Raw genomic sequence first — 19301 nt, forward strand, 5'->3', positions numbered from 1 at the left:
ACGTTCGCGCCGCCGGACGGGGTCTGCGGGGTGGGGTGGTATCGGTACTGGGACCGCGGCGGGTGCGACGGAGCCCGGAGCGGACTTCCCTCAGGTCGAGAAGCCGGTCCTGACGCCTTCACCACCGCACTGGCTCACACTCCGCCGCGGTCCGCGCCCTGCCCGCGTCCGTGCCGGGGCGACCACCCCTCATCCGGGTCGCCCGGGCGGTAGGACACGGTCAGGGAGTTTCAGTCCTCGCGCAGGGCGCGGACCGCCTCCTCCACGCGCCGCCCGTACTCGGGGTCGGCGGCGTGGAAGTGCGCGAGGTTCTTCTCGATCACGTCGTCGCGGGAGACCTGCGAGAGACCGCCGGCGATGTTCGCGACCAGCCGGGACTTCTCGTCGGCGGACATCAGCCGGTACAGCTCGCCGGCCTGGAAGAAGTCGTCGTCCTTGGTGTGCAGAGGGGCCGCGTGGGTGCCCGTGTGGCCGGTCACCGCCAGCGGGGCCGACAGCGGGCGGCCGGTCTCCACCGGGCCGTCGTAGGAGTTCGGCTCGTAGTTCTTCGCGTGCCGGCCCTGGGCGTTGGACGCCATGAAGCCGTCCCGGCCGTAGTTCTGGGCCGTCGTGGCCCGGGGCGCGTTGACGGCGAGCTGGGTGTGGTTGACGCCCAGGCGGTAGCGGTGGGCGTCCGCGTAGGCGAACAAGCGGCCCTGGAGCATCTTGTCGGGGGAGGGGCCGATGCCCGGCACGAAGTTGTTCGGGGAGAACGCGGCCTGCTCGACCTCGGCGAAGACGTTGTCCGGGTTGCGGTCCAGCACCAGCCGGCCCACGCGCCGCAGCGGGTAGTCGGCGTGCGGCCACACCTTGGTCAGGTCGAACGGGTTGAAGCGGTAACCGTCCGCCTCGGCCGCCGGCATGATCTGGACGTAGAGCGTCCAGGACGGGTGCACGCCCCGCTCGATGGCCTGGAGCAGGTCCGTCTGGTGCGAGTTCGGGTCCTTGCCCGCGAGCTCGGCGGCCTGCTCGCTGCTCAGGCAGCGGATGCCCTGGTTGGTCTTGAAGTGGTACTTGACGAAGAAGGCCTCGCCCTGGCTGTTCGTCCACTGGTAGGTGTGCGAGCCGTAGCCGTTCATGTGCCGGTACGAGGCCGGGATGCCGCGGTCGCCCATCAGCCAGGTCACCTGGTGCGTGGCTTCGGGGGAGTGCGCCCAGAAGTCCCAGACGTTGTCCGGCTCCTGACGGCCGGTGAACGGGTCGCGCTTCTGCGAGTGGATGAAGTCCGGGAACTTGATCGGGTCCTTGATGAAGAACACCGGGGTGTTGTTGCCGACGAGGTCGTAATTGCCCTCGGCCGTATAGAACTTGACCGCGAAACCGCGCGGGTCGCGCACCGCGTCCGCGCCGCCGAGGCTGTCGGCCACGGTCGAGAAGCGCAGGAACACCTCGGTCCGCTTGCCGACCTCGCCGAGGAAGTCGGCCTGGGCGAAGCCGGTGACGTCGTCGGTCACCTCGAAGTGGCCGTAGGCGCCGGAGCCCCGGGCGTGCACCACGCGCTCCGGGATGCGCTCGCGGTTGAAGCGCGCGAGCTTCTCCAGCAGATGCTGGTCCTGGAGCAGGAGCGGGCCGCCGACGCCGGCGGTGGCGGAGTTCTGGTTGTCGGCGACGGGGGCGCCGGACTCGGTGGTGAGCACGCGCTGCGACATCGTGACCTTCCGTACGAGAGGGCAGCGGAAAAATCTTTCCGCTTCGTGGAGCCTAGGGTCGGGGTGATCGGAGCGTCAACAGTTTGTTGAAGCGGTGGGCATGGGTGGGTCCGGGCGGCGCCGCCGCTTTGGGCGCGACAGGACAGGTGTCAGCGGCGACGCCGCCCGGGGTATGGGGGACCCTCGGGGTCTCTTGAGGTCTGCGAGGGTCAGATCCGGGCGCCGGAGAGCCGCTCCACGGCCCGCAGCAGGGCCGAGTGGTCCAGGCCTCCGTCGCCCTGCGCACGCAGGGACGCGACCAGTTGGGCGACCACGGCGCCGACGGGCAGGGCCGCGCCGACGTTGCGGGCGGCGTCCGTGACGATGCCCATGTCCTTGTGGTGCAGGTCGATCCGGAAGCCCGGCTTGAAGTCCCGGCCGAGGAAGTTGTCCTTCTTGCGGGTCAGCACGGTCGAGCCGGCGAGGCCGCCGTTGAGTACGTCCAGGGCCGCCTTCAGGTCCACGCCGGACTTCTCCAGGAAGACCACGGCCTCGGCGCACGCCTGGATGTTCACGGCGACGATCAGCTGGTTGGCGGCCTTCACGGTCTGGCCGGAGCCGTGCGGGCCGCACAGCACGACGGTCTTGCCGAGCGCCTCGAAGATCGGCCTGGCCTGGTCGAAGTCGGCCTGCTCGCCGCCGACCATGATGGACAGCACGGCCTCGATCGCACCGGCCTCGCCGCCGGAAACGGGGGCGTCCAGGACGCGGATGCCCTTGTCCTGGGCCGCCTTCGCCAGGTCGACCGAGGTCTGCGGGGTGATCGAGGACATGTCGATCAGCAGGGCGCCGGACCTGGCGTTCTCCAGGATGCCGTCGGGGCCGTAGGCGATGGCCTCGACCTGCGGGGAGGCCGGCACCATCGTGATGACGACGTCGGCGTCCCGCACGGCCTCGGCGATCGAACCGGCGGCCGTGCCACCGGCGGCGGCGAGGCGGTCCAGCTTCTCCCGCTCCAGGGTGAATCCGGTGACGTCGTAGCCCGCCTTGATCAGGTTCTCGGACATGGGGGAGCCCATGATGCCGAGGCCGATCCAGGCGATCTTGGGCAGTGCGTTGCTCATGGTGGGGTGCCTTTCGGTACGGGGGTCAGCGGGGCAGCCAGTCGAAGGCCTCGGCGCTCGGGCGGTCGCCCGGCTTGTACTCGAGGCCGACCCAGCCGTCGTAACCCGCCTTGTTCAGCTGGTCGAGGAGGTCTTCGAGGGGCAGCGAGCCCGTCCCGGGGGCGCCGCGGCCGGGGTTGTCGGCGATCTGGACGTGGCCGGTCTTCGCGGCGTACCGCTCGATCACCTGCGGCAGGTCCTCGCCGTTCATGGACAGGTGGTAGAGATCCATGAGGAAGCGGGCGTTGCCCAGCCCCGTCGTGTCGTTGACCTGGTCGACGACGCCGACGGCGGCCGGTGCCGACACCAGCGGATACGACGGCGACTCGGGCTGGTTGAGTGCCTCGATCAGCAGGATCGCGCCGATCCGGTCGGCGGCCCGGGCGGCGAGCACCAGGTTCTCCAGCGCGAGCGCGTCCTGCTCGGCCGGGTCCACGCCCTCGACGCGGTTGCCGTACAGGGCGTTGAGTGCCCTGCAGCCCAGGGAAGCGGCGAAGTCGGCCGCCACGTCGATGTTGGCGCGGAACCTCTCCGACTCCTCGCCGGGGATCGACAGGGCGCCACGGTCGGGGCCGGGCAGCCGGCCCGCGTAGAAGTTGAGGCCGGTGAGCTGGACGCCGGCGTCCTCGACGGCCTTCTGCAGCGCGTCGAGCTCCGACTGCTCAGGGGTGGGCGAGTCGACCCAGGGCCACCACAGCTCGACCGCCGTGAAGCCGGCCGCGGCGGCGGCCGCGGGACGCTCCAGGAGCGGGAGTTCCGTGAAGAGGATCGACAGGTTGACGTTGAAGCGCTGGTCTGCGAATCCCATCGGGCCGCGCTCCCTTCCGCTGTGTTTCGCATTGTGGAAGTTGCTTTCTGCTTACCGGAAGACTGCCGTCGGGTGTCGCGGCTTGTCAAGAGGACGGACGGCGGGCCTCGGCCTGTGGGCGGGTGGGGCTGCGCTGTGCGATCAGGTCGCCGTGCGATCCACGGAGGCGCGGTGGCTCGCGATCGCCGAGACCTGTCCGGCCCGGACGGAGGCGTTCCGCGGCTGGCCGTGACCGGGGAGGCGGTCGGCGTGCAGCGGGCGTGAACGCGCATGTGCGGGAAACGTGTGCGTATACCGGGGGAGACGTGCTCGCGCGCAGAGTGCGGAGTGCTCGCGCAGGCGGTCCGGTCCGCCCCGGCGTCGGCTAGGGTCGCACAGGTCACGACGGTTCTGGGGGCAGCATGCGACTGAGAGTGGAGTTCACCACCGAGCCCTTCGACCTCGACGAGGCACCCGCGCACGCGGTGGTCGCCCGCGAGGTCGTGGAGGCCGCCGAACTGGACGCCGTGGACGTCGGCCCGTTCGGCAACACCGCCGAGGGCGGCGCCGACGCGGTGCTCACCGCCGTGGACGCCCTGCTCCGCAAGACCCTGGAGGCGGGCGCCACCCGGGTCTCGCTCCAGGTCAACGTGATCGAGGAGGGCGAGGCATGAGCGGCGCCGGGGACGAGCCGTTCATCGCGGCCGTGAAGCCCCTGGTCGACGCCATGGGTGGCGAGATGATCCCGCCGGACGAGGCCGGCCCCGACGACGTCGTCCTGTCCTGGGAGGGCACCGACGCCGTCGCCGTACGGCTGCCGCAGCTCGCCGACTCCCTCGACCACATCCTCGCCGCGATGGAGCGCCGCAAGGGCATGCCGCTGGCCGACCTGGACCGCAAGGCCAAACAGGAGGTCGTACGGATACTCGAGGCGCGCGGCGCCTTCTCCGTACGGCACGGGGTGGAGACCGTGGCCGGCGCCCTGGGCGTCAGCCGCTTCACCGTCTACAACTACCTCAACCGCGAGAAGGGGACCTGACCGACCGGGCTCATGCCCTGCCAGGCTCGTGCCCTGACCGGCCTCATGCCCGGTTTCGCCGTCTCGCCGGGTTCCGACACACGGAATTTTCAACAAACTGTTGACGTGTTGTCGCGGGAGGGCGTTAGCTATCGGCACGCCCGTTCAGCACGAAGGCCGTACCCGGCCACGGAGGCTCCCGTGACTTCCACTTCCACGCCGCCGGGCCTGGCCCGGTTCAACGCCCTCGAGGAGCACGCGGCCTTCACCGCGCTCCATGAGGCGTGCGCCTCCACGGCGTGGGCGAAGCGGCTGCTCGCCGCCCGCCCCTACGCCACCCCCGAGGCGCTGTACGCCGCGAGCGACGCCGCCATGGCGGAGCTCACGGCAGCGGACCTCGCGGAGGCGATGGCCGGCCACCCGCCCATCGGCCGCCCGAAACCCGGCGATCCCACCTCGGCCCGGGAGCAGCGCGGCATGGCCGGCGCCTCCGACGCGCTCAAGGCGGAGATGCTGGAGCTGAACCTCGCCTACCAGGAGAAGTTCGGCCACGTCTTCCTGATCTGCGCCACCGGCCGGACCGGCGAGCAGATGCGCGACGCGGTCAGGGAACGGATCGGCAACACGCCGGAGCGGGAGCAGGAGATCGTCCGCACCGAACTGGGGAAGATCAACCGCATCCGCCTGGCCCGACTCGTCGAAGAGGACTGACAGCAGCATGAGCACCTCCGCCACCGCCTCCGTGTCCACGCACATCCTGGACACCAGCGCCGGCCGCCCCGCCGAGGGCGTCGCCGTCCGGCTCTCCGCCCGCAGCGGGCGCGCGGCGGACTGGCAGGCGCTCGGCGGCTCCGCGACCGACGCGGACGGCCGGTGCAAGGACCTCCCGGCCCTGCCGGAGGGGACCACCCACGTACGGCTCGACTTCGCCGTCGAGGCGTACTTCGAACAGAACGCGAAGGTCGCGAAGAAGCAAGCCGATGCGCAGCAGGACGCCCCCGCGAATCGGGACAGCGGCGCCGGGGTGTTCTTCCCGGAGGTGGCGATCACGTTCGCCGTCGTACCGGGCGAGCACTACCACGTACCGCTGCTGCTCAACCCGTTCGGCTACTCCGTATACCGAGGGAGCTAGCTACTCATGCCCACCATTCTGGGACAGAACCAGTACGGCAAGGCCGAGAACCGAGTCGTCAAGATCACGCGGGACGGCGCCACCCACCACATCAAGGACCTGAACGTCTCCGTGTCGCTGAGCGGCGACATGGAAGAGGTCCACTACTCCGGCTCGAACGCCAACGTCCTGCCCACCGACACCACCAAGAACACGGTGTACGCGTTCGCCAAGGAGCACGGCATCGAGTCCGCCGAGCAGTTCGGCATCCACCTCGCCCGCCACTTCGTCACCAGCCAGGAGCCGATCCACCGGGCCCGGATCCGCATCGAGGAGTACGCCTGGGAGCGGATCGAGGCCTCCGACGCCAACTCGCGGTTCATCGGCGCCGACGAGGTCAAGCACTCCTTCGTCCGCAAGGGCCAGGAGGTCCGGCTGACCCAGATCACCTACGACGGCTCGTCGTGGGAGGTGATCTCGGGTCTGAAGGACCTCGTCGTGATGAACTCGACCAACTCCGAGTTCTGGGGCTACGTCAAGGACAAGTACACGACGCTGAAGGAGGCCTACGACCGCATCCTGGCCACCCAGGTCTCCGGCCGCTGGCGGTTCAACTGGACCGACGACGACCAGCGCATGCCCAACTGGGAGAAGTCCTACGAGCAGACGAGGAAGCACATGCTCCAGGCCTTCGCCGAGACGTACTCGCTCTCGCTCCAGCAGACGCTGTACCAGATGGGCGCGCGGATCATCAACAACCGCAGCGAGATCGACGAGGTCCGCTTCTCCCTCCCGAACAAGCACCACTTCCTGGTCGATCTGGAGCCCTTCGGGCTGAAGAACGACAACGAGGTGTACTACGCCGCCGACCGCCCCTACGGCCTGATCGAGGCGACGATCCTGCGGGACGGCTGCGAGGCGAAGATCCCCGTGGACCTCACCAACCTCTGACGTCCCTTCGACGTTCCCTCTTTCGGCACCCGTGGCCGGGGAACCCTCTCCTCGGCCACGGCACTCAAACCCCCAGGGTCCTGCCGTGCCCCCTCCACCTCAGCGCAAAGGACGAACCATGGCAGCAGCCCAGCGCATCGTCATCGAGAACTGTGCGATCGCGACCGTCGACGCCGACGACACCGAGTACGCCTCCGGTCACGTCGTCCTCGCCGGCAACCGCATCGAGTCGCTCGGCGCGGGCAGAGCACCCGAGGGCCTGGACAACGTCGTACGCCGTATCGACGCCTCCGGTCACCTCGTCACCCCCGGACTGATCAACACCCACCACCACTTCTACCAGTGGATCACCCGGGGCCTGGCCACGGACCACAACCTCTTCGACTGGCTGGTCGCGCTGTATCCCGTCTGGGCGCGCATCGACGAGCCCATGGTGCGCGCGGCGGCCCAGGGCTCGCTCGCGATGATGGCCCGCGGCGGCGTCACCACCGCCATGGACCACCACTACGTCTTCCCGCACGGCTCCGGCGACCTGTCCGGCGCGATCATCGGCGCCGCCCGCGACATGGGCGTCCGCTTCACCCTCGCCCGCGGCTCCATGGACCGCAGCGAGAAGGACGGCGGCCTGCCCCCGGACTTCGCCGTCGAGACCCTCGACGGGGCGCTGGCCGCCACCGAGGAGACCGTCCGGCAGCACCACGACTCCTCCTTCGACGCCATGACCCAGGTCGCCGTCGCGCCCTGCTCGCCCTTCTCCGTCTCCACCGAACTGCTGCGGGACGGCGCCCAGCTCGCCCGCCGCCTCGGCGTACGGCTCCACACCCACGGCTCGGAGACCGTGGAGGAGGAGAAGTTCTGCCACGAACTGTTCGGCATGGGCCCGACCGACTACTTCGAGTCCACCGGCTGGCTCGGCGAGGACGTGTGGATGGCGCACTGCGTCCACATGAACGACTCCGACATCGCCGCCTTCGCCCGCACGAGGACCGGCGTCGCGCACTGCCCGTCGTCCAACGCCCGCCTCGCCGCCGGTATCGCCCGCGTCCCCGACATGCTCGCCGCCGGTGTCCCGGTCGGCCTCGGCGTCGACGGCACCGCCTCGAACGAGTCCGGCGAACTCCACACCGAGCTGCGCAACGCCCTCCTCATCAACCGCCTCGGCGCGCACCGGGAGGCCGCCCTGAACGCCCGCCAGGCCCTGCGCCTGGGCACCTACGGCGGCGCCCAGGTGCTGGGCCGGGCGGCGGAGACCGGCTCACTGGAGCCGGGCAAGCTCGCCGACCTGGTCCTGTGGAAGCTGGACACGCTCGCCCACGCCTCCATCGCCGACCCGGTGACCGCGCTGGTCTTCGGTGCGGCGGCCCCGGTCACCGCGTCCTTCGTGGACGGCCGGCAGATCGTCGCGGACGGGCGGCTGCTCACGGCCGACGAGGACGCCATCGCCCGCTCCACGCGGGACGAGGCCCAGCGGCTGGCGAGAATCGCCGCGCAGGGCTGAACACCCGGATGACTCCGGCCGGGAGGGACGGCTCCCGGCCGGTGGCCGCGGACCCGAGCGGGGTCCCCGGCGGCCGTCTCCGGGGCGTGCGCGTGAACGCGCGCGCCCCGGAACGGCCACCCCCGCCCACATGCATGTCCGGTCCCGCACGACCACCCGCACCACCTCCCTGACACCCACGGCAGCCATGAGGCGCAGCCGTGTAACCGACCGGAGGGAAACCGCCGTGGCCGACCACCCCGTTGACGAAAAACTCCCCGCGCTCAAGATGGCGACGACCGGCCTCCAACATGTGGCCGCGATGTACGCGGGAGTCGTCGCCCCACCCCTGATCGTCGGCGCGGCCATCGGCCTTTCCGCCACCGACCTGACCTTCCTCACCGGCGCCTGCCTGTTCACCGCGGGCCTCGCCACGATCCTGCAGACCCTCGGCATCTGGAAGATCGGCGCCCGGCTGCCGTTCGTCAACGGCGTCACCTTCGCCGGTGTCGCCCCGATGACCGCGATCGTCGCCTCCACCGAGGACAAGTCCGACGCCCTGCCGGTCATCTTCGGCGCGGTCATCGTCGCCGGACTCCTCGGCTTCATAGCCGCCCCCGTCTTCTGCAAGGCGGTCCGCTTCTTCCCGCCGGTCGTGACGGGCACGGTCATCACCCTGATCGGCATCTCCCTGCTCCCGGTCGCCTTCGGCTGGGCGCAGGGCCCCGACCCGGCGGCGCACGACTACGGTTCGGCGACCAACCTGGGGCTGGCCGCCGGCACCCTCGTCATCGTCCTGCTGCTGCGGCGCTTCACCCGGGGCTTCGTCAAGCAGATCGCGGTGCTGCTCGGCCTGGTCGCGGGCACGCTGATCGCGATCCCGTTCGGCGCCACGGACTTCGGACCGGTCGCGGACGCGGCGGTCATCGGCTTCCCGACCCCGTTCCACTTCGGCGCCCCGCAGTTCCAGCTCGCCGCGATCCTCTCCCTGTGCGTGGTGATGGTGGTGTCGATGACCGAGTCGACCGCCGACATGCTGGCGCTGGGTGAGATCGTCGACCGCCCGGCCGACGAGAAGACCATCGCGGCCGGCCTGCGCGCCGACACCCTCGGCTCCGCGATCAGCCCGCTGTTCAACGGCTTCATGTGCAGCGCCTTCGCGCAGAACATCGGCCTGGTCGCGATGACGAAGATCCGCAGCCGCTACGTCGTCGCCGTCGGCGGTGGTTTCCTGGTGCTGATGGGCCTGTGCCCGATGGCCGCCTCGCTGATCGCCGTCGTACCGCGCCCGGTGCTCGGCGGGGCGGGCGTGGTCCTGTTCGGCTCGGTCGCGGCCAGCGGCATCCAGACCCTGGTCCGGGCCGGCCTGGACAAGGACAACAACGTCCTGATCGTGGCCGTCTCCCTGGCCGTCGGGATCATCCCCATCACGGCCCCGGAGTTCTACCACGCCTTCCCGGAGACGGCGCGGATCGTCCTGGACTCGGGCATCTCGACGGGCTGTGTCGCGGCGGTCCTGCTGAACCTGGTCTTCAACCACCTGGGCGGGGGCGGCCGGGACGCCCACGACGTGACCCACCCGATGGAGGCGGGCGAGGAGATCACGGGCGTCCCCCGTGCCCCGGCAGCACCGTGAGATCGGCCAGAACAGCTCCGGACTCCGCTCAGGCTTCTGCCTCGGTCAACTCACCGTTGACCGGGGGGACAGGGGACGAGGGGAGACGGACCGATGAACCCGCCGGGAGGTCGAGGCGGCCCGGCGGGTCCGGGGCGCGTACACGGCCGAGCTAAGACCGTGTCCTACGTGGTGAGGCGGACGAGCCGTTTGTAGCAGCACAGGGCTGCGGCGAGTCCGAGAAACGCCAAGATAGTTGCGTGGTTTCCTTTCGCAGCGAGGGCTGAGCCGACGGTAGCCCGACAGCCAGGACATGGTCCGCTCGATGACCCACCTGCGGCGGCCGAGCCGTTCGCTGGACTCGACTCCTTTGCGGGCGATGCGCACACCGATGTGCTTACCCCACAGCCACTTTCGCAGGTGGGGAACGGCGTACGCCTTGTCCGCATGGAGCCGCTGCGGCTTGAAGTACCGTCCGCGGTAGGGGTCGTGTCGCGTTTGGTGGCTCGGCCTCGTGCAGACGACCCCAGACACCGGCTCTCGACCGGATCAGGAACCGTCGGCGAGCGGTCGACTTCGATATCCCGAAGCGCGGCGGCAACGCCCGCCAGGCGCAACCGCTCACCAGCACGTAGACGATCGCCGCGAACAGCGTCTCATCAGGCGTGTCCTGCGTCCCGCCACCCTGCGGACGCACCCTCGGTGGAGGGATCAACGGCTTGGCGATCTCCCACAGTCCGTCCGGAACGATCCAACTCCATGTTCCACGCCCCATACCGGCGTCAACGACCGCCTCACCACGAAGGACACAGTCTTACTCCCCTGGACCGGCAACTGTGAAAGGTCCCACAGCGGAGGCGACACACGCGGAGCTGTCCGTTTCCACGCCCGCCGCCAAGCCCTCCTCGCAGAGACGGCCTCCCTTCTCGCGCAGGTCCAGGTAGAAGCGCGTGACCTTGCCGTCCTGCCTGAGGCCGTGGATGCGTTCGTCGATGTAACCAAGGTCGTTCAGGACCTTCCTGACCTTGGCAGGGGTGGGCTCCGAAACCGCCTGCAGCGCCTGGACAATGCGCTGTTCGTGCTGGACGCTCATGCACCAGTCTCGGTCGTTCAGCTCCGCCTCGGGACCCGTGGGGGCGCCAGGCTCGATCGGGACAGCCGGAGGGGTCTCGCCGGGAGCGAGGCTCTCCTTCCCCTCCTTCGCCGAGCCGGTTGGCCTCTTGCGAGACGGGCCTGGCCCGGTCTCGGTCCCGGTCCCGGTCTCAAGACATGGCTGCGCAATTTTGTCGAGCATCGCCATGAACCCCGCCTGCTCGGGCCCCGACGATGTGGCACTCTTCTCGGCGCCGACGCTGCTACCCGGCTTGCTCTCAGATCCACCGTCACTCGGGCTCTCGCTCCCGCAGCCGGCAAGCACCAAGGTAGCGAGTGCGGTTGCCGTCAGGGCACGCCGGGGGCGGACAAGTGGGCTGATGGAAGCGAAGATCCGTGTCATGGACGCAGTCTCCGGCCGGCGTCGCGCGCCCCGCATGAGTATGCGTACTCATACACACAAGCACTCACGGAACGTGGCTGTGAGATCTTCCTACGCCTCATCCGTCTCACCACGTAGGACACGGACTAAGGCGGCCTACAGTCCGAACAGGCCCGGGTCCGACGCCAGCTTCCTGAAGTACTCCTGGGGGCCCGGGACCAGCTTGCGGGCCTTCAGGTCCAGCAGGCCGCCGACCGCCGTGATCTCGGCCGCCACCGTGCCGTCGGTCTTGCGGACCGTCTGCTCGATGCGGAAGGTCTTGCCCTCGCCCCAGGCGAAGGCGCAGGTCACCTCGACCTCGTCGCCCGCGAGCAACTCCCGCTTGTAGCGGATGGTCGTCTCCAGCGAGACCGGGCCCACGCCGCTGCCTATCAGGGCGGACTGGCTGATCCCCGCGGCCTGCAGTAACGACCAGCGGGCGTGTTCCGCGTAGTTCAGATACACGCTCTGGTTCAGGTGACCCTGTACGTCGGTCTCGTAACCGCGGACGGTCACCGGGACGGAAAACGGCTCGCTCATGGGCTTCCCTTCTCGCACCGGACTCTCGTGGCGTACACAACGATCCACCGATCTTGGCATGCCCCTCACGCCCGGCGCGGCGAGGCCAGGAGATAGCGAGTCCCGGTGCGGGGCTCGCGGTGTTCGCTCACCTGCCAGCCTGCCCCCTCCAAAGTGGCCGCGCAGGTCCGCAGCGCCTCGCCGTCCGGCTCGTACACGGCGACGGCCTCCGGCTGCGGGGTCTCCCGCACCCGGTAGCCCCCGTCGTCCCGCCCGGCCGGGCGGTGTCCGGCCGCCTCCAGCGCCAGTGCGGCGGCCTGCACGAGATGCGTGCGCTCCCAGCCGCACGGCCGCTCCACCGCACCGTCCGGGTTGGTCATCCGGCGCAGCTCCAGCAGTCCCTGCCAGGCGCTGTGCACCTCACGGCGCCGGGCGGGCCCGGTCTCCGGCGCCCCCTCCTCGCCGCCGACGCGCGCGGCGAACACACCGGCGGTGGCGGGGGCCTCAGAGGCGGGCTCGGGCACCTGGGTGACGCCCTGCCGGACCCGGTGGCCCTCCGGCGTCAGGAAGTGGTCGTGCGGCGGCCGGGGGTGCCGGAAGGCGAGCCCCCGCTTCACCAGCGCCGCCAGCTGTGCCTCCGTACCCCGCAGCCGGCCGGTCACCGGATCTGCGGCGTCGATGACACGCCGCTGCGCGGCGGTCGGCGGTCGGGTCACGGCGTGCTCCTTTCCGGCACAGGCCCCGGGGCACTCGCCCCACCTGCTGGAAGGCTACGACCCACCACTGACAATCGCGCCTACTGCCGGTATCCGCCCAGGAACCGCCCGATGCGCCCGATCGCCGCCTCCAGGTCATCGGCGTAGGGGAGGGTCAGGATCCGGAAGTGATCGGGGGCCGGCCAGTTGAAGCCCGTGCCCTGCACCACCTGGATCTTCTCCCGCAGCAGCAGGTCCAGGACGAACTTCTCGTCGTCGTGGATCTTGTGCACCTTGGGGTCGAGACGCGGGAACGCGTAGAGCGCCCCCTTCGGCTTCACGCACGTCACGCCGGGAATCTCGTTGAGCTTCTCCCAGGCCACGTCGCGCTGTTCGCGCAGGCGGCCGCCCGGCAGGGTGAGGTCGCGGATGGACTGCCGGCCGCCCAGCGCGGCCTGGATGGCGTACTGGGCGGGGGCGTTGGCGCACAGCCGCATGGAGGCCAGCATCGTGAGGCCCTCCAGGTAGTCCTTCGCGTGCTGCCTCGGACCCGTGACCACCAGCCAGCCGGAGCGGAAGCCCGCCACGCGGTACGTCTTCGACAGGCCGCAGAAGGTGAGCACCACCAGGTCGGGGGCGAGCGCGGCGGCCGAGTGGTGCACGGCGTCGTCGTAGAGGATCTGGTCGTAGATCTCGTCGGCGAACACCATCAGGCCGTGCCGCCGGGCGAGATCGAGGATGCCCTCGACGATCTCCTTCGGGTAGACCGCGCCGGTGGGGTTGTTGGGGTTGATGATGACCACGGCCTTCGTGCGGTCCGTGATCTTCGACGCCATGTCGTCCAGGTCCGGGTACCAGTCCGCCTGCTCGTCGCAGAGGTAGTGGACCGCCCTGCCGCCCGCGAGGGTCGTCACGGCCGTCCAGAGGGGGAAGTCCGGGGCGGGGATGAGGATCTCGTCGCCGTCCTCGATCAGTGCCTGGACCGCCATCGACACCAGTTCGGACACGCCGTTGCCGAGGAAGACGTCGTCGACGCCGACCTCCAGGCCCAGTGTCTGGTAGCGCTGGGCGACGGCGCGGCGGGCGGGGAGGATGCCGCGCGAGTCGGTGTAGCCGTGTGCCTGCGGCAGCATCCGGATCATGTCCTGGAGGATCTCCTCCGGCGCCTCGAACCCGAAGAGCGCCGGGTTGCCGGTGTTCAGGCGCAGCACGCTGTGACCGGCCTCCTCCAGCGCGTTGGCGTGCTCTATCACCGGGCCGCGGATCTCGTAACAGACCTCGCTCAGTTTGCTCGACTGCCGGAATTCCATGCGCCGCTTCCCCTCGCCGACTTGTGTTGCTTGGTTTTACCAAGTAGCCGCTTGGAAAGTCCAACAAGTTGTCTAGACTGCGTCGCATGCCACCTCGCCGAAGCTACGACCAGTACTGTTCCGCCGCGCGTGCCCTCGACTTCGTCGGCGACCGCTGGACCCTGCTGATCGTCCGGGAGCTCCTCGCCGGTCCCCGCCGCTACACCGACCTGCACGCGGACCTGCCCGGCGTCAGCACGGACGTACTCGCCTCGCGGCTGAAGGACATGGAGCGCGACGGCCTCGCGACCCGCCGCCGGCTGCCGCCGCCCGGCGCGGCCTCCGTGTACGAACTCACCGCCCGCGGAGGCGAGTTGCTGCCCGTGCTCCAGGCGCTGGGGGAGTGGGGCCAGGCGGAACTCGGCGAGCGGCGGCCGACGGACGCGGTGCGGGCCCACTGGTTCGCCCTGCCGCTGCTGCGCCTGCTGGACGGGGAGGGACTCGTCGAAGTCCGCCTGGAGGAGGGGCTGTTCCACCTGCACGCCGGTGCCGAGGAGGGACCCGTGTACGGCGACGGGCCCGCCCCCGGGGAGCCGGACGCCCGGCTGGTCCTGGACACCGGCACGTGCACGGCGCTCAGCCGGGGGGAGCTGAGCCTGGCCCGGGCCGTGCGGGAGGGCCGGGTCGAGGTGAGCGGCGAGGGCACGCTCGCCAAGGCGCTCCGCGAGGTGTGAGAGAAGGCCCGCGGCGGCTAGCGGGCCTTCTGAAGCAGGGTCAGGTGTTCGGCGGCGTCCGTGAGGGTCGCACTCAGCCGGGTGTCAGTGCGTGCGGCGGGGCACTCCGCGAGGTCCGGCTCGGAAGGCCTGTGGCAGGTGGGCGTTCTGAAGCAGGGTCAGGTGCTGGGCGGCGCTCCGTGAGGGGTCGCACTGAGCCGCCGCGTGTCAGTGTGTGCGGCAAGGCACTCCGCGAGGTCCGGCTCGGAAGGCCTGTGGCAGGTGGGCGTTCTGAAGCAGGGTCAGGTGCTGGGCGGCGCCCCGTGAGGGTCGCACTGAGCCGCGGGTCAGTGCGTGCGGCGAGGCACTCCGCGAGGTCCGGCTCGGAAGGCCCGCACCCGTGCGGGCCTTCCGAGCCGGTCTCAGCCGGCGGGCGGGACCCGTGACGGCCGTCCCGCTCCGCGGGTCAGCATGTACCCGGCGACCCCCGCCAGCGCGGCCAGCACGCCGCCCACCGCCGTCCACACCCACCGGTCCGACCACCAGCCGGACGCCCAGCCGTCCTCCGGTTCGAGGCCGGCCAGGACGGCCGCGTTCTCCTGCGCCTCCCCGGACGTCGTCGCGATGCCCGGCACCAGCGGCTCGGCCAGTGAGCCGTCCACCGCCGCCGAGCCGCCGATGTCCCTGGAGTCGGCCCGTACTTCGGTGTCGACCGGGAGGCCCAGGTCGGAGGTGGGGACGCCGGTCGCCGTCAGGCGGATGTAGTACGTGCCGGGCAGCGGGTCGTTCGCCCACGGCTCCGACCAGGCGCGGACCGTGCGCAGCACGCAGGCCAGGTCCACGGAGGGCGCGTTTGCCGCCGCGGTACGGGTCTGTGCCCCGTACTGGCAGGCCTGGCGGCGGCGCAGACCGTCGTACACGTCGATCTGCCAGGTCTGCGCGGCGTGGGTGTCCGGCAGCTTCACCGTCGCCCTGACCGTGGGGCGCTGTCCGGTGTCGGCGGGGAACGACCAGTACAGGTAGTCGCCCGTGGAGCCGCTCGCCGTGGCCCGCTGCTCCTGCTCGATCTCCGTGGCCGTACGGAAGGAGGTGCCCGCCCGGGTGGGCGCATCCGACGAGTCCTGCGACGGACTCGGCGAGGCGTCGGCAGCGGCCGGAGCGGCCGCCAGTCCGAGGGTCAGCAGCGCGGCGCTCAAAGCGCGTACCGTTCGCATCAGTTGGTCCTCCAGACCGCGACCCGCCAGCGCGAGAGCCAGCCCCAGACGAGACCGGCGAGGAAGCCGGTGAGAATCAGCGCGCCGAGCAGCCACCAGCCGCGGCCGAGGCCGAAGGAGGCCACGTCGCCCGCCCGGCTCGGGCCGTCCACGACATCGACGGTCAGCTCCAGCGGCAGCCCGGGCGTGGTCTTCACCCCGGAGGCCGCCGAGAAGGAGTGGGTGACCGCCAGGCACACGGTCTCCGCGGCCGGCTTGTCGCTGTCGGTGCCGTCACGCTYGGGCTCGGGGTACCTGAGACCCGTCGAGATCACATCCGTACGGCCGTTGCCCGCCGCCTCGCCGCGCACGATCTCCCGGCCGTGCGTCGTGACCGCCCGCAGCAGCACCCCGTAGCCGGGGTTCACGGCACGGTCGGCCGCCACGCTCACCGAGGCCCGCAGCTCCTGGCCCGGCAGCACGTCCACCCGGTACCAGCGCTGCTGCCCGAACTCCTCCCGGTCCGTGAACAGCCCGGACTTCAGCGCCGGTGCCCCGGTGCACTCGGCGGCGCCCTCCACCGGCACCGGCGTCACCACCGGATCGGCCGCCCGGTCCACCAACTCGTTGACCCGGTCGGTGAGTTCGTCCTGGTGCTCCACGGAGGTGTACGAGCCGCCGGTGGCCTCGGCGATGCAGCTCAGCTGCCTGCTCAGCTTGGCCGTCGGCACCAGGCCCAGCGTGTCGATGGTCAGGCCGATGCCTTTGGCGGCGATCTCGCGGGCCACCTCGCACGGATCGAGCGGGGCGCAGGTGTCCTCGCCGTCGCTGATCAGCACGATGCGCTTGGAGCCGTCGCCGCCGTCCAGGTCGTCGGCCGCCTTGAGCAGGGCCGGGCCGATCGGCGTCCAGCCGGTCGGGGTGAGCGTGGCGACGGCCGCCTTGGCCTCGGTGCGGTCCAGTGGGCCGACCGGGTAGAGCTGCGCGGTGTCCTTGCAGCCCGTCTTGCGGTCGTCGCCGGGGTAGTCGGCGCCGAGGGTGCGGATGCCGAGTTCGACCTCCTCGGGCGTCGCGTCGAGCACCTCGTTGAAGGCCTGCTTCGCGGCGGCCATCCGCGACTGTCCGTCGATGTCCCGCGCCCGCATCGAGCCGCTCACATCGAGGACGAGGTCCACCTTGGGGGCGTCCTGGCCCGTGGGTTCACCGGCGTTCGCTCCGGCCGGGAAGGCGAGCCCGGCCGTCAACGCGGCGAGCAGGGCGCAGACCGCCGCCACCGGCCGTTTTCTTGTGATCATCGGCGGATCTTATTGATCACCGGCGCGGTGTTCCAAAACGGAGCTCAGGCAAAACGGGGCTCAGGCAAGCGGGTTGGGCAGTTCCGCCCACTGGTCCCCGGCCGTCTGCGGCGAGAGCCGCATCAGCGTCAGCGCCTTGGTGGGCAGCGGGCCCGCGCGCAGCGCCGCGAGGTCCGGGGTACGGGGCAGATCCCGTACGGCCGTCTCCAGCGCCTCCGTGAGCGCCGCCCCCGACCCCGCCGTGCCGGCCAGCGCTCCCGCGACCAGCGAGCCGAACAGCTTGCGGCGGAGCGTGCGCTCGTCGTCCGTGACCATCCGGGCGGGCAGATCGGGCACCGTGATGCCGTGCCGGGCGAGGCGGGCCGGGCTGACGCGGATGTCGGCCAGGTCGCGGTAGACCAGCCGCAGCGGATCGCCCGCCGGCGACAGGATCACCAGGAGGTTCTGGCCGTGCGCCTCCAGGGCCACGCCCAGCTCCAGCAGCCGCAGACCGACGGTGAGGGCGAGGCGCGCGAAGCCGGCCAGCCAGGCGGGGGAGCGGGGGAGATCGGTGGTGGCGAGCGCCGCCACCGGCAGGACCCGTTCGCCACCCGTCGCATAGGCCTCCGGCGGCTCCCGCAGGACGGCCGCGAAGTCGGGGGAGCCGGCCGCCGCGCCCAGGGTGCGGGTCACGTGCAGCAGCCCGTCGGTGTGCGCCGCCGGCGTCTCCGCGAACTCCGACAGCACCGCGGAAGCGGCGACCGAGGGCAGCGAGATGTCCCGCACCGACGACGTCAGCCGGGCACTGAGCGAGGTCTTGACGTGCGGCCCGCCGGGCAGCGCCAGCGTCCGCAGCGCCATCAGGGGATGCCCGGCGCGCCGCTCCTCGCACACCCGCTTCAGCACGTGCGCCGCCTGCCACGGGTGCACCGGCAGCACCACCCGATCCCCGTCCCGCAGCTCCCGCGGCCACGCCCCCGTCACCAGGCACTCCTCCGCCCGCACCGGCACCAGCCCCAGCTCCACCACCGGCCGGTGCTCGGGCCCGTAGGCGAGCTGCTCGGCCACCGAGAAACCGGGCCGGGACCGGCACGTGGGATGGAACGGATGCCCGTCGACGATCCGCTGCTCCCACTCCCAGTCGCGCTCCGGCCACCCGTCCGTCGCGCGCCCCTCCTGCCCCGCTCTCGACAGCGCCAACGAGGCGACGCTGTGCCCGAGTTCGGCGGCGAAGGACGCGGAGTGCGGTACGGCGAGGTCGGTCACCAGCCGGGCCGGATCGTCGTACTCCGCATCGTCGAGCCGTACGACGGTGACGTACGCGCCGGTCGCGTACGGATCCGGCCGCGGGCCGTGCAGCCGGCGGCCGTCGGACAGGTACAGGGTCAGCCCGTCCCCGCCCTGCTCGCCGCGGGTGACCCAGGGCAGCGGATCGTGGGCGAGACCTCGCCACAGGCGGGACAGCACGGCCGCCCGGGCGCCGGGCAGTTCGGCCTCGTACCGCGGCAGGAGACCGGGCCGTACGACGGCCAGTTCGTCGGCGACCTCGGCCTCGGCGGTGGGGGAACGGTGCACGGGCGGGCTCCTCGGGTACGAATAGGGCGTCACGGCGGGATGACGACGACACGCATACTGATCATCTCCGCCCGGAAGTCCGGAAATCCGGAAGGGACCGCAGGGAACGAGTGGAACGCGTGGACCTCATGCCCCCGCCCGACGGCGACGACTCCGCCCAGGGCGCATCCTCCCCCGGYGACTCCGCCCAGGACGACCCGGTCTCAGGCGTTCTCGCCGAACGGGCCGATGCGTACGCCGCCGTGCCGCTGCTGAACTGCCTGCTGCGGGAGGTGGCGGAGCGCGTCGAGCCGGGCGTGTACCGGCTGCGGACCAGCGGCCGCCTGCTGCGGGTGCGGGGCCGCCGCCGGCCCACCGGACCCGAGGTGCACGCGGACGGCGCCTGGCACCGCCTCACCCACGCCGAACTGGTCAAGCTCACCGCCGAGGAACTCCGCCGCAGAACCGGCCTGTCCAACTCCGAACTGCCCGCCGAGATGATCGACAGCCGGGACGCCGTGGCCGCGCTGCTGGCCGCCCGCGCCCGGGCCACCCCGCCAGACGACCCCTATCTGCGTTCCGAGCAGTGCCTCCTGACCGGCCACACCCACCACCCGGCCCCCAAGGCGCGCGGCGGCGGCCCCGCCGCCGGCTGGCTGCCATACGCGCCCGAGGCGTACGCCCGTTTCCCGCTGGCCCTGCTCGGGCTGCGCGAGGACACCGTCGTCGAGGAGGGCGACACCTCGGCCCTGGACGCCCTCC

19 protein-coding genes and 1 pseudogene are annotated in these 19301 nt (G+C 71.2%); 9 read left to right on the forward strand and 11 right to left on the reverse strand.

Annotation, left to right across the window (positions count from 1 at the left end; translation table 11 throughout):
* Positions 1-230: 230 nt before the first annotated feature.
* The 3 genes from CA983_RS23740 to CA983_RS23750 form a co-directional block, all read right to left on the reverse strand.
* On the reverse strand, positions 231-1688 hold the full coding sequence (locus CA983_RS23740; RefSeq protein ID WP_086602915.1) for a catalase: 1458 nt from the start codon (positions 1686-1688) through the stop codon (positions 231-233).
* A gap of 209 nt (positions 1689-1897) precedes the next feature.
* Complete coding sequence (locus CA983_RS23745; RefSeq protein ID WP_086602916.1) at positions 1898-2791, reverse strand: 2-hydroxy-3-oxopropionate reductase; 894 nt, start codon at positions 2789-2791, stop codon at positions 1898-1900.
* 25 nt (positions 2792-2816) lie between these two features.
* Complete coding sequence (locus tag CA983_RS23750) at positions 2817-3638, reverse strand: TIM barrel protein (RefSeq protein ID WP_086602917.1); 822 nt, start codon at positions 3636-3638, stop codon at positions 2817-2819.
* Between the two features lie 401 nt (positions 3639-4039).
* Between CA983_RS23750 and CA983_RS23755 the strand changes: the two genes are divergently transcribed.
* The 7 genes from CA983_RS23755 to CA983_RS23785 all read left to right on the forward strand — a co-directional run bounded on the left by CA983_RS23755 (position 4040) and on the right by CA983_RS23785 (position 9810).
* Positions 4040-4291 (forward strand): YkoF family thiamine-binding protein, encoded by a 252-nt coding sequence (locus CA983_RS23755; protein WP_059419634.1) that lies wholly within the window; start codon positions 4040-4042, stop codon positions 4289-4291.
* Positions 4288-4656, forward strand: coding sequence for a helix-turn-helix domain-containing protein (locus CA983_RS23760; protein ID WP_086602918.1), 369 nt, complete (start codon positions 4288-4290; stop codon positions 4654-4656). Before CA983_RS23755 ends, CA983_RS23760 begins: the two co-directional genes overlap by 4 nt.
* Before the next feature lie 180 nt (positions 4657-4836).
* Positions 4837-5346, forward strand: coding sequence for a 2-oxo-4-hydroxy-4-carboxy-5-ureidoimidazoline decarboxylase (uraD, locus tag CA983_RS23765; protein ID WP_086602919.1), 510 nt, complete (start codon positions 4837-4839; stop codon positions 5344-5346).
* A gap of 7 nt (positions 5347-5353) precedes the next feature.
* Positions 5354-5767, forward strand: coding sequence for a hydroxyisourate hydrolase (uraH, locus tag CA983_RS23770; protein WP_086602920.1), 414 nt, complete (start codon positions 5354-5356; stop codon positions 5765-5767).
* 6 nt (positions 5768-5773) lie between these two features.
* On the forward strand, positions 5774-6697 hold the full coding sequence (pucL, locus tag CA983_RS23775) for a factor-independent urate hydroxylase (RefSeq protein WP_086602921.1): 924 nt from the start codon (positions 5774-5776) through the stop codon (positions 6695-6697).
* A gap of 118 nt (positions 6698-6815) precedes the next feature.
* On the forward strand, positions 6816-8195 hold the full coding sequence (locus tag CA983_RS23780; protein WP_086602922.1) for an 8-oxoguanine deaminase: 1380 nt from the start codon (positions 6816-6818) through the stop codon (positions 8193-8195).
* Between the two features lie 226 nt (positions 8196-8421).
* Positions 8422-9810 carry a nucleobase:cation symporter-2 family protein gene (locus CA983_RS23785; protein ID WP_086602923.1) on the forward strand — a complete coding sequence of 463 codons (1389 nt, stop codon included), beginning with the start codon at positions 8422-8424 and terminating at the stop codon, positions 9808-9810.
* Positions 9811-9974: 164 nt separating this feature from the next.
* Here the strand turns inward: CA983_RS23785 and CA983_RS23790 are convergent.
* The 5 genes and pseudogenes from CA983_RS23790 to CA983_RS23810 form a co-directional block, all read right to left on the reverse strand.
* A pseudogene (locus tag CA983_RS23790) lies at positions 9975-10564 on the reverse strand (transposase).
* A gap of 39 nt (positions 10565-10603) precedes the next feature.
* Complete coding sequence (locus CA983_RS48050) at positions 10604-11284, reverse strand: hypothetical protein (RefSeq protein ID WP_244207079.1); 681 nt, start codon at positions 11282-11284, stop codon at positions 10604-10606.
* 135 nt (positions 11285-11419) lie between these two features.
* Positions 11420-11842 carry an acyl-CoA thioesterase gene (locus CA983_RS23800; protein WP_086602924.1) on the reverse strand — a complete coding sequence of 141 codons (423 nt, stop codon included), beginning with the start codon at positions 11840-11842 and terminating at the stop codon, positions 11420-11422.
* Positions 11843-11907: 65 nt separating this feature from the next.
* A complete protein-coding gene (locus CA983_RS23805) occupies positions 11908-12537 on the reverse strand; it encodes a hypothetical protein (protein WP_086602925.1) in 630 nt (209 codons plus the stop codon).
* 80 nt (positions 12538-12617) lie between these two features.
* Positions 12618-13826 carry a pyridoxal phosphate-dependent aminotransferase gene (locus CA983_RS23810; protein WP_086602926.1) on the reverse strand — a complete coding sequence of 403 codons (1209 nt, stop codon included), beginning with the start codon at positions 13824-13826 and terminating at the stop codon, positions 12618-12620.
* 86 nt (positions 13827-13912) lie between these two features.
* Here CA983_RS23810 and CA983_RS23815 point away from each other — a divergent pair, with 86 nt between their 5' ends.
* A complete protein-coding gene (locus CA983_RS23815; RefSeq protein WP_086602927.1) occupies positions 13913-14539 on the forward strand; it encodes a winged helix-turn-helix transcriptional regulator in 627 nt (208 codons plus the stop codon).
* 401 nt (positions 14540-14940) lie between these two features.
* Here CA983_RS23815 and CA983_RS23820 read toward each other — a convergent pair whose 3' ends face one another.
* The 3 genes from CA983_RS23820 to CA983_RS23830 are packed head-to-tail and all read right to left on the reverse strand — an operon-like array spanning position 14941 to position 18560.
* On the reverse strand, positions 14941-15732 hold the full coding sequence (locus tag CA983_RS23820) for a hypothetical protein (RefSeq protein ID WP_086602928.1): 792 nt from the start codon (positions 15730-15732) through the stop codon (positions 14941-14943).
* The gene (locus CA983_RS23825) at positions 15732-17006 is read right to left on the reverse strand and encodes a VWA domain-containing protein (protein WP_086602929.1); all 1275 of its coding nucleotides are present in this window, start codon (positions 17004-17006) and stop codon (positions 15732-15734) included. The genes CA983_RS23820 and CA983_RS23825 overlap by 1 nt, the downstream gene beginning before the upstream one ends.
* A gap of 60 nt (positions 17007-17066) precedes the next feature.
* Positions 17067-18560: an IucA/IucC family protein gene (locus CA983_RS23830; protein ID WP_086602930.1), complete on the reverse strand. Its 1494-nt coding sequence runs from the start codon at positions 18558-18560 to the stop codon at positions 17067-17069.
* Between the two features lie 110 nt (positions 18561-18670).
* On the opposite strand from CA983_RS23830, the gene CA983_RS23835 reads away from it, so the two are divergent.
* Positions 18671-19301: IucA/IucC family protein (locus CA983_RS23835; RefSeq protein ID WP_244207081.1), on the forward strand; the 631-nt coding region annotated here is incomplete at its 3' end.

The organism is Streptomyces swartbergensis, assembly GCF_002148965.1.
Taxonomy (GTDB): domain Bacteria; phylum Actinomycetota; class Actinomycetes; order Streptomycetales; family Streptomycetaceae; genus Streptomyces; species Streptomyces swartbergensis.

Coding starts and splice junctions, on each gene's coding strand:
- pucL (WP_086602921.1), top strand. CDS start 5,774: ATGCCCACCATTCTGGGACAGAACCAGTACGGCAAGGCCGAGAACCGA.
- CA983_RS23750 (WP_086602917.1), bottom strand. CDS start 3,638: ATGGGATTCGCAGACCAGCGCTTCAACGTCAACCTGTCGATCCTCTTC.
- CA983_RS48050 (WP_244207079.1), bottom strand. CDS start 11,284: ATGACACGGATCTTCGCTTCCATCAGCCCACTTGTCCGCCCCCGGCGT.
- CA983_RS23745 (WP_086602916.1), bottom strand. CDS start 2,791: ATGAGCAACGCACTGCCCAAGATCGCCTGGATCGGCCTCGGCATCATG.
- CA983_RS23740 (WP_086602915.1), bottom strand. CDS start 1,688: ATGTCGCAGCGCGTGCTCACCACCGAGTCCGGCGCCCCCGTCGCCGAC.
- CA983_RS23760 (WP_086602918.1), top strand. CDS start 4,288: ATGAGCGGCGCCGGGGACGAGCCGTTCATCGCGGCCGTGAAGCCCCTG.
- CA983_RS23800 (WP_086602924.1), bottom strand. CDS start 11,842: ATGAGCGAGCCGTTTTCCGTCCCGGTGACCGTCCGCGGTTACGAGACC.
- CA983_RS23810 (WP_086602926.1), bottom strand. CDS start 13,826: ATGGAATTCCGGCAGTCGAGCAAACTGAGCGAGGTCTGTTACGAGATC.
- uraH (WP_086602920.1), top strand. CDS start 5,354: ATGAGCACCTCCGCCACCGCCTCCGTGTCCACGCACATCCTGGACACC.
- CA983_RS23820 (WP_086602928.1), bottom strand. CDS start 15,732: ATGCGAACGGTACGCGCTTTGAGCGCCGCGCTGCTGACCCTCGGACTG.
- CA983_RS23755 (WP_059419634.1), top strand. CDS start 4,040: ATGCGACTGAGAGTGGAGTTCACCACCGAGCCCTTCGACCTCGACGAG.
- CA983_RS23815 (WP_086602927.1), top strand. CDS start 13,913: ATGCCACCTCGCCGAAGCTACGACCAGTACTGTTCCGCCGCGCGTGCC.
- CA983_RS23780 (WP_086602922.1), top strand. CDS start 6,816: ATGGCAGCAGCCCAGCGCATCGTCATCGAGAACTGTGCGATCGCGACC.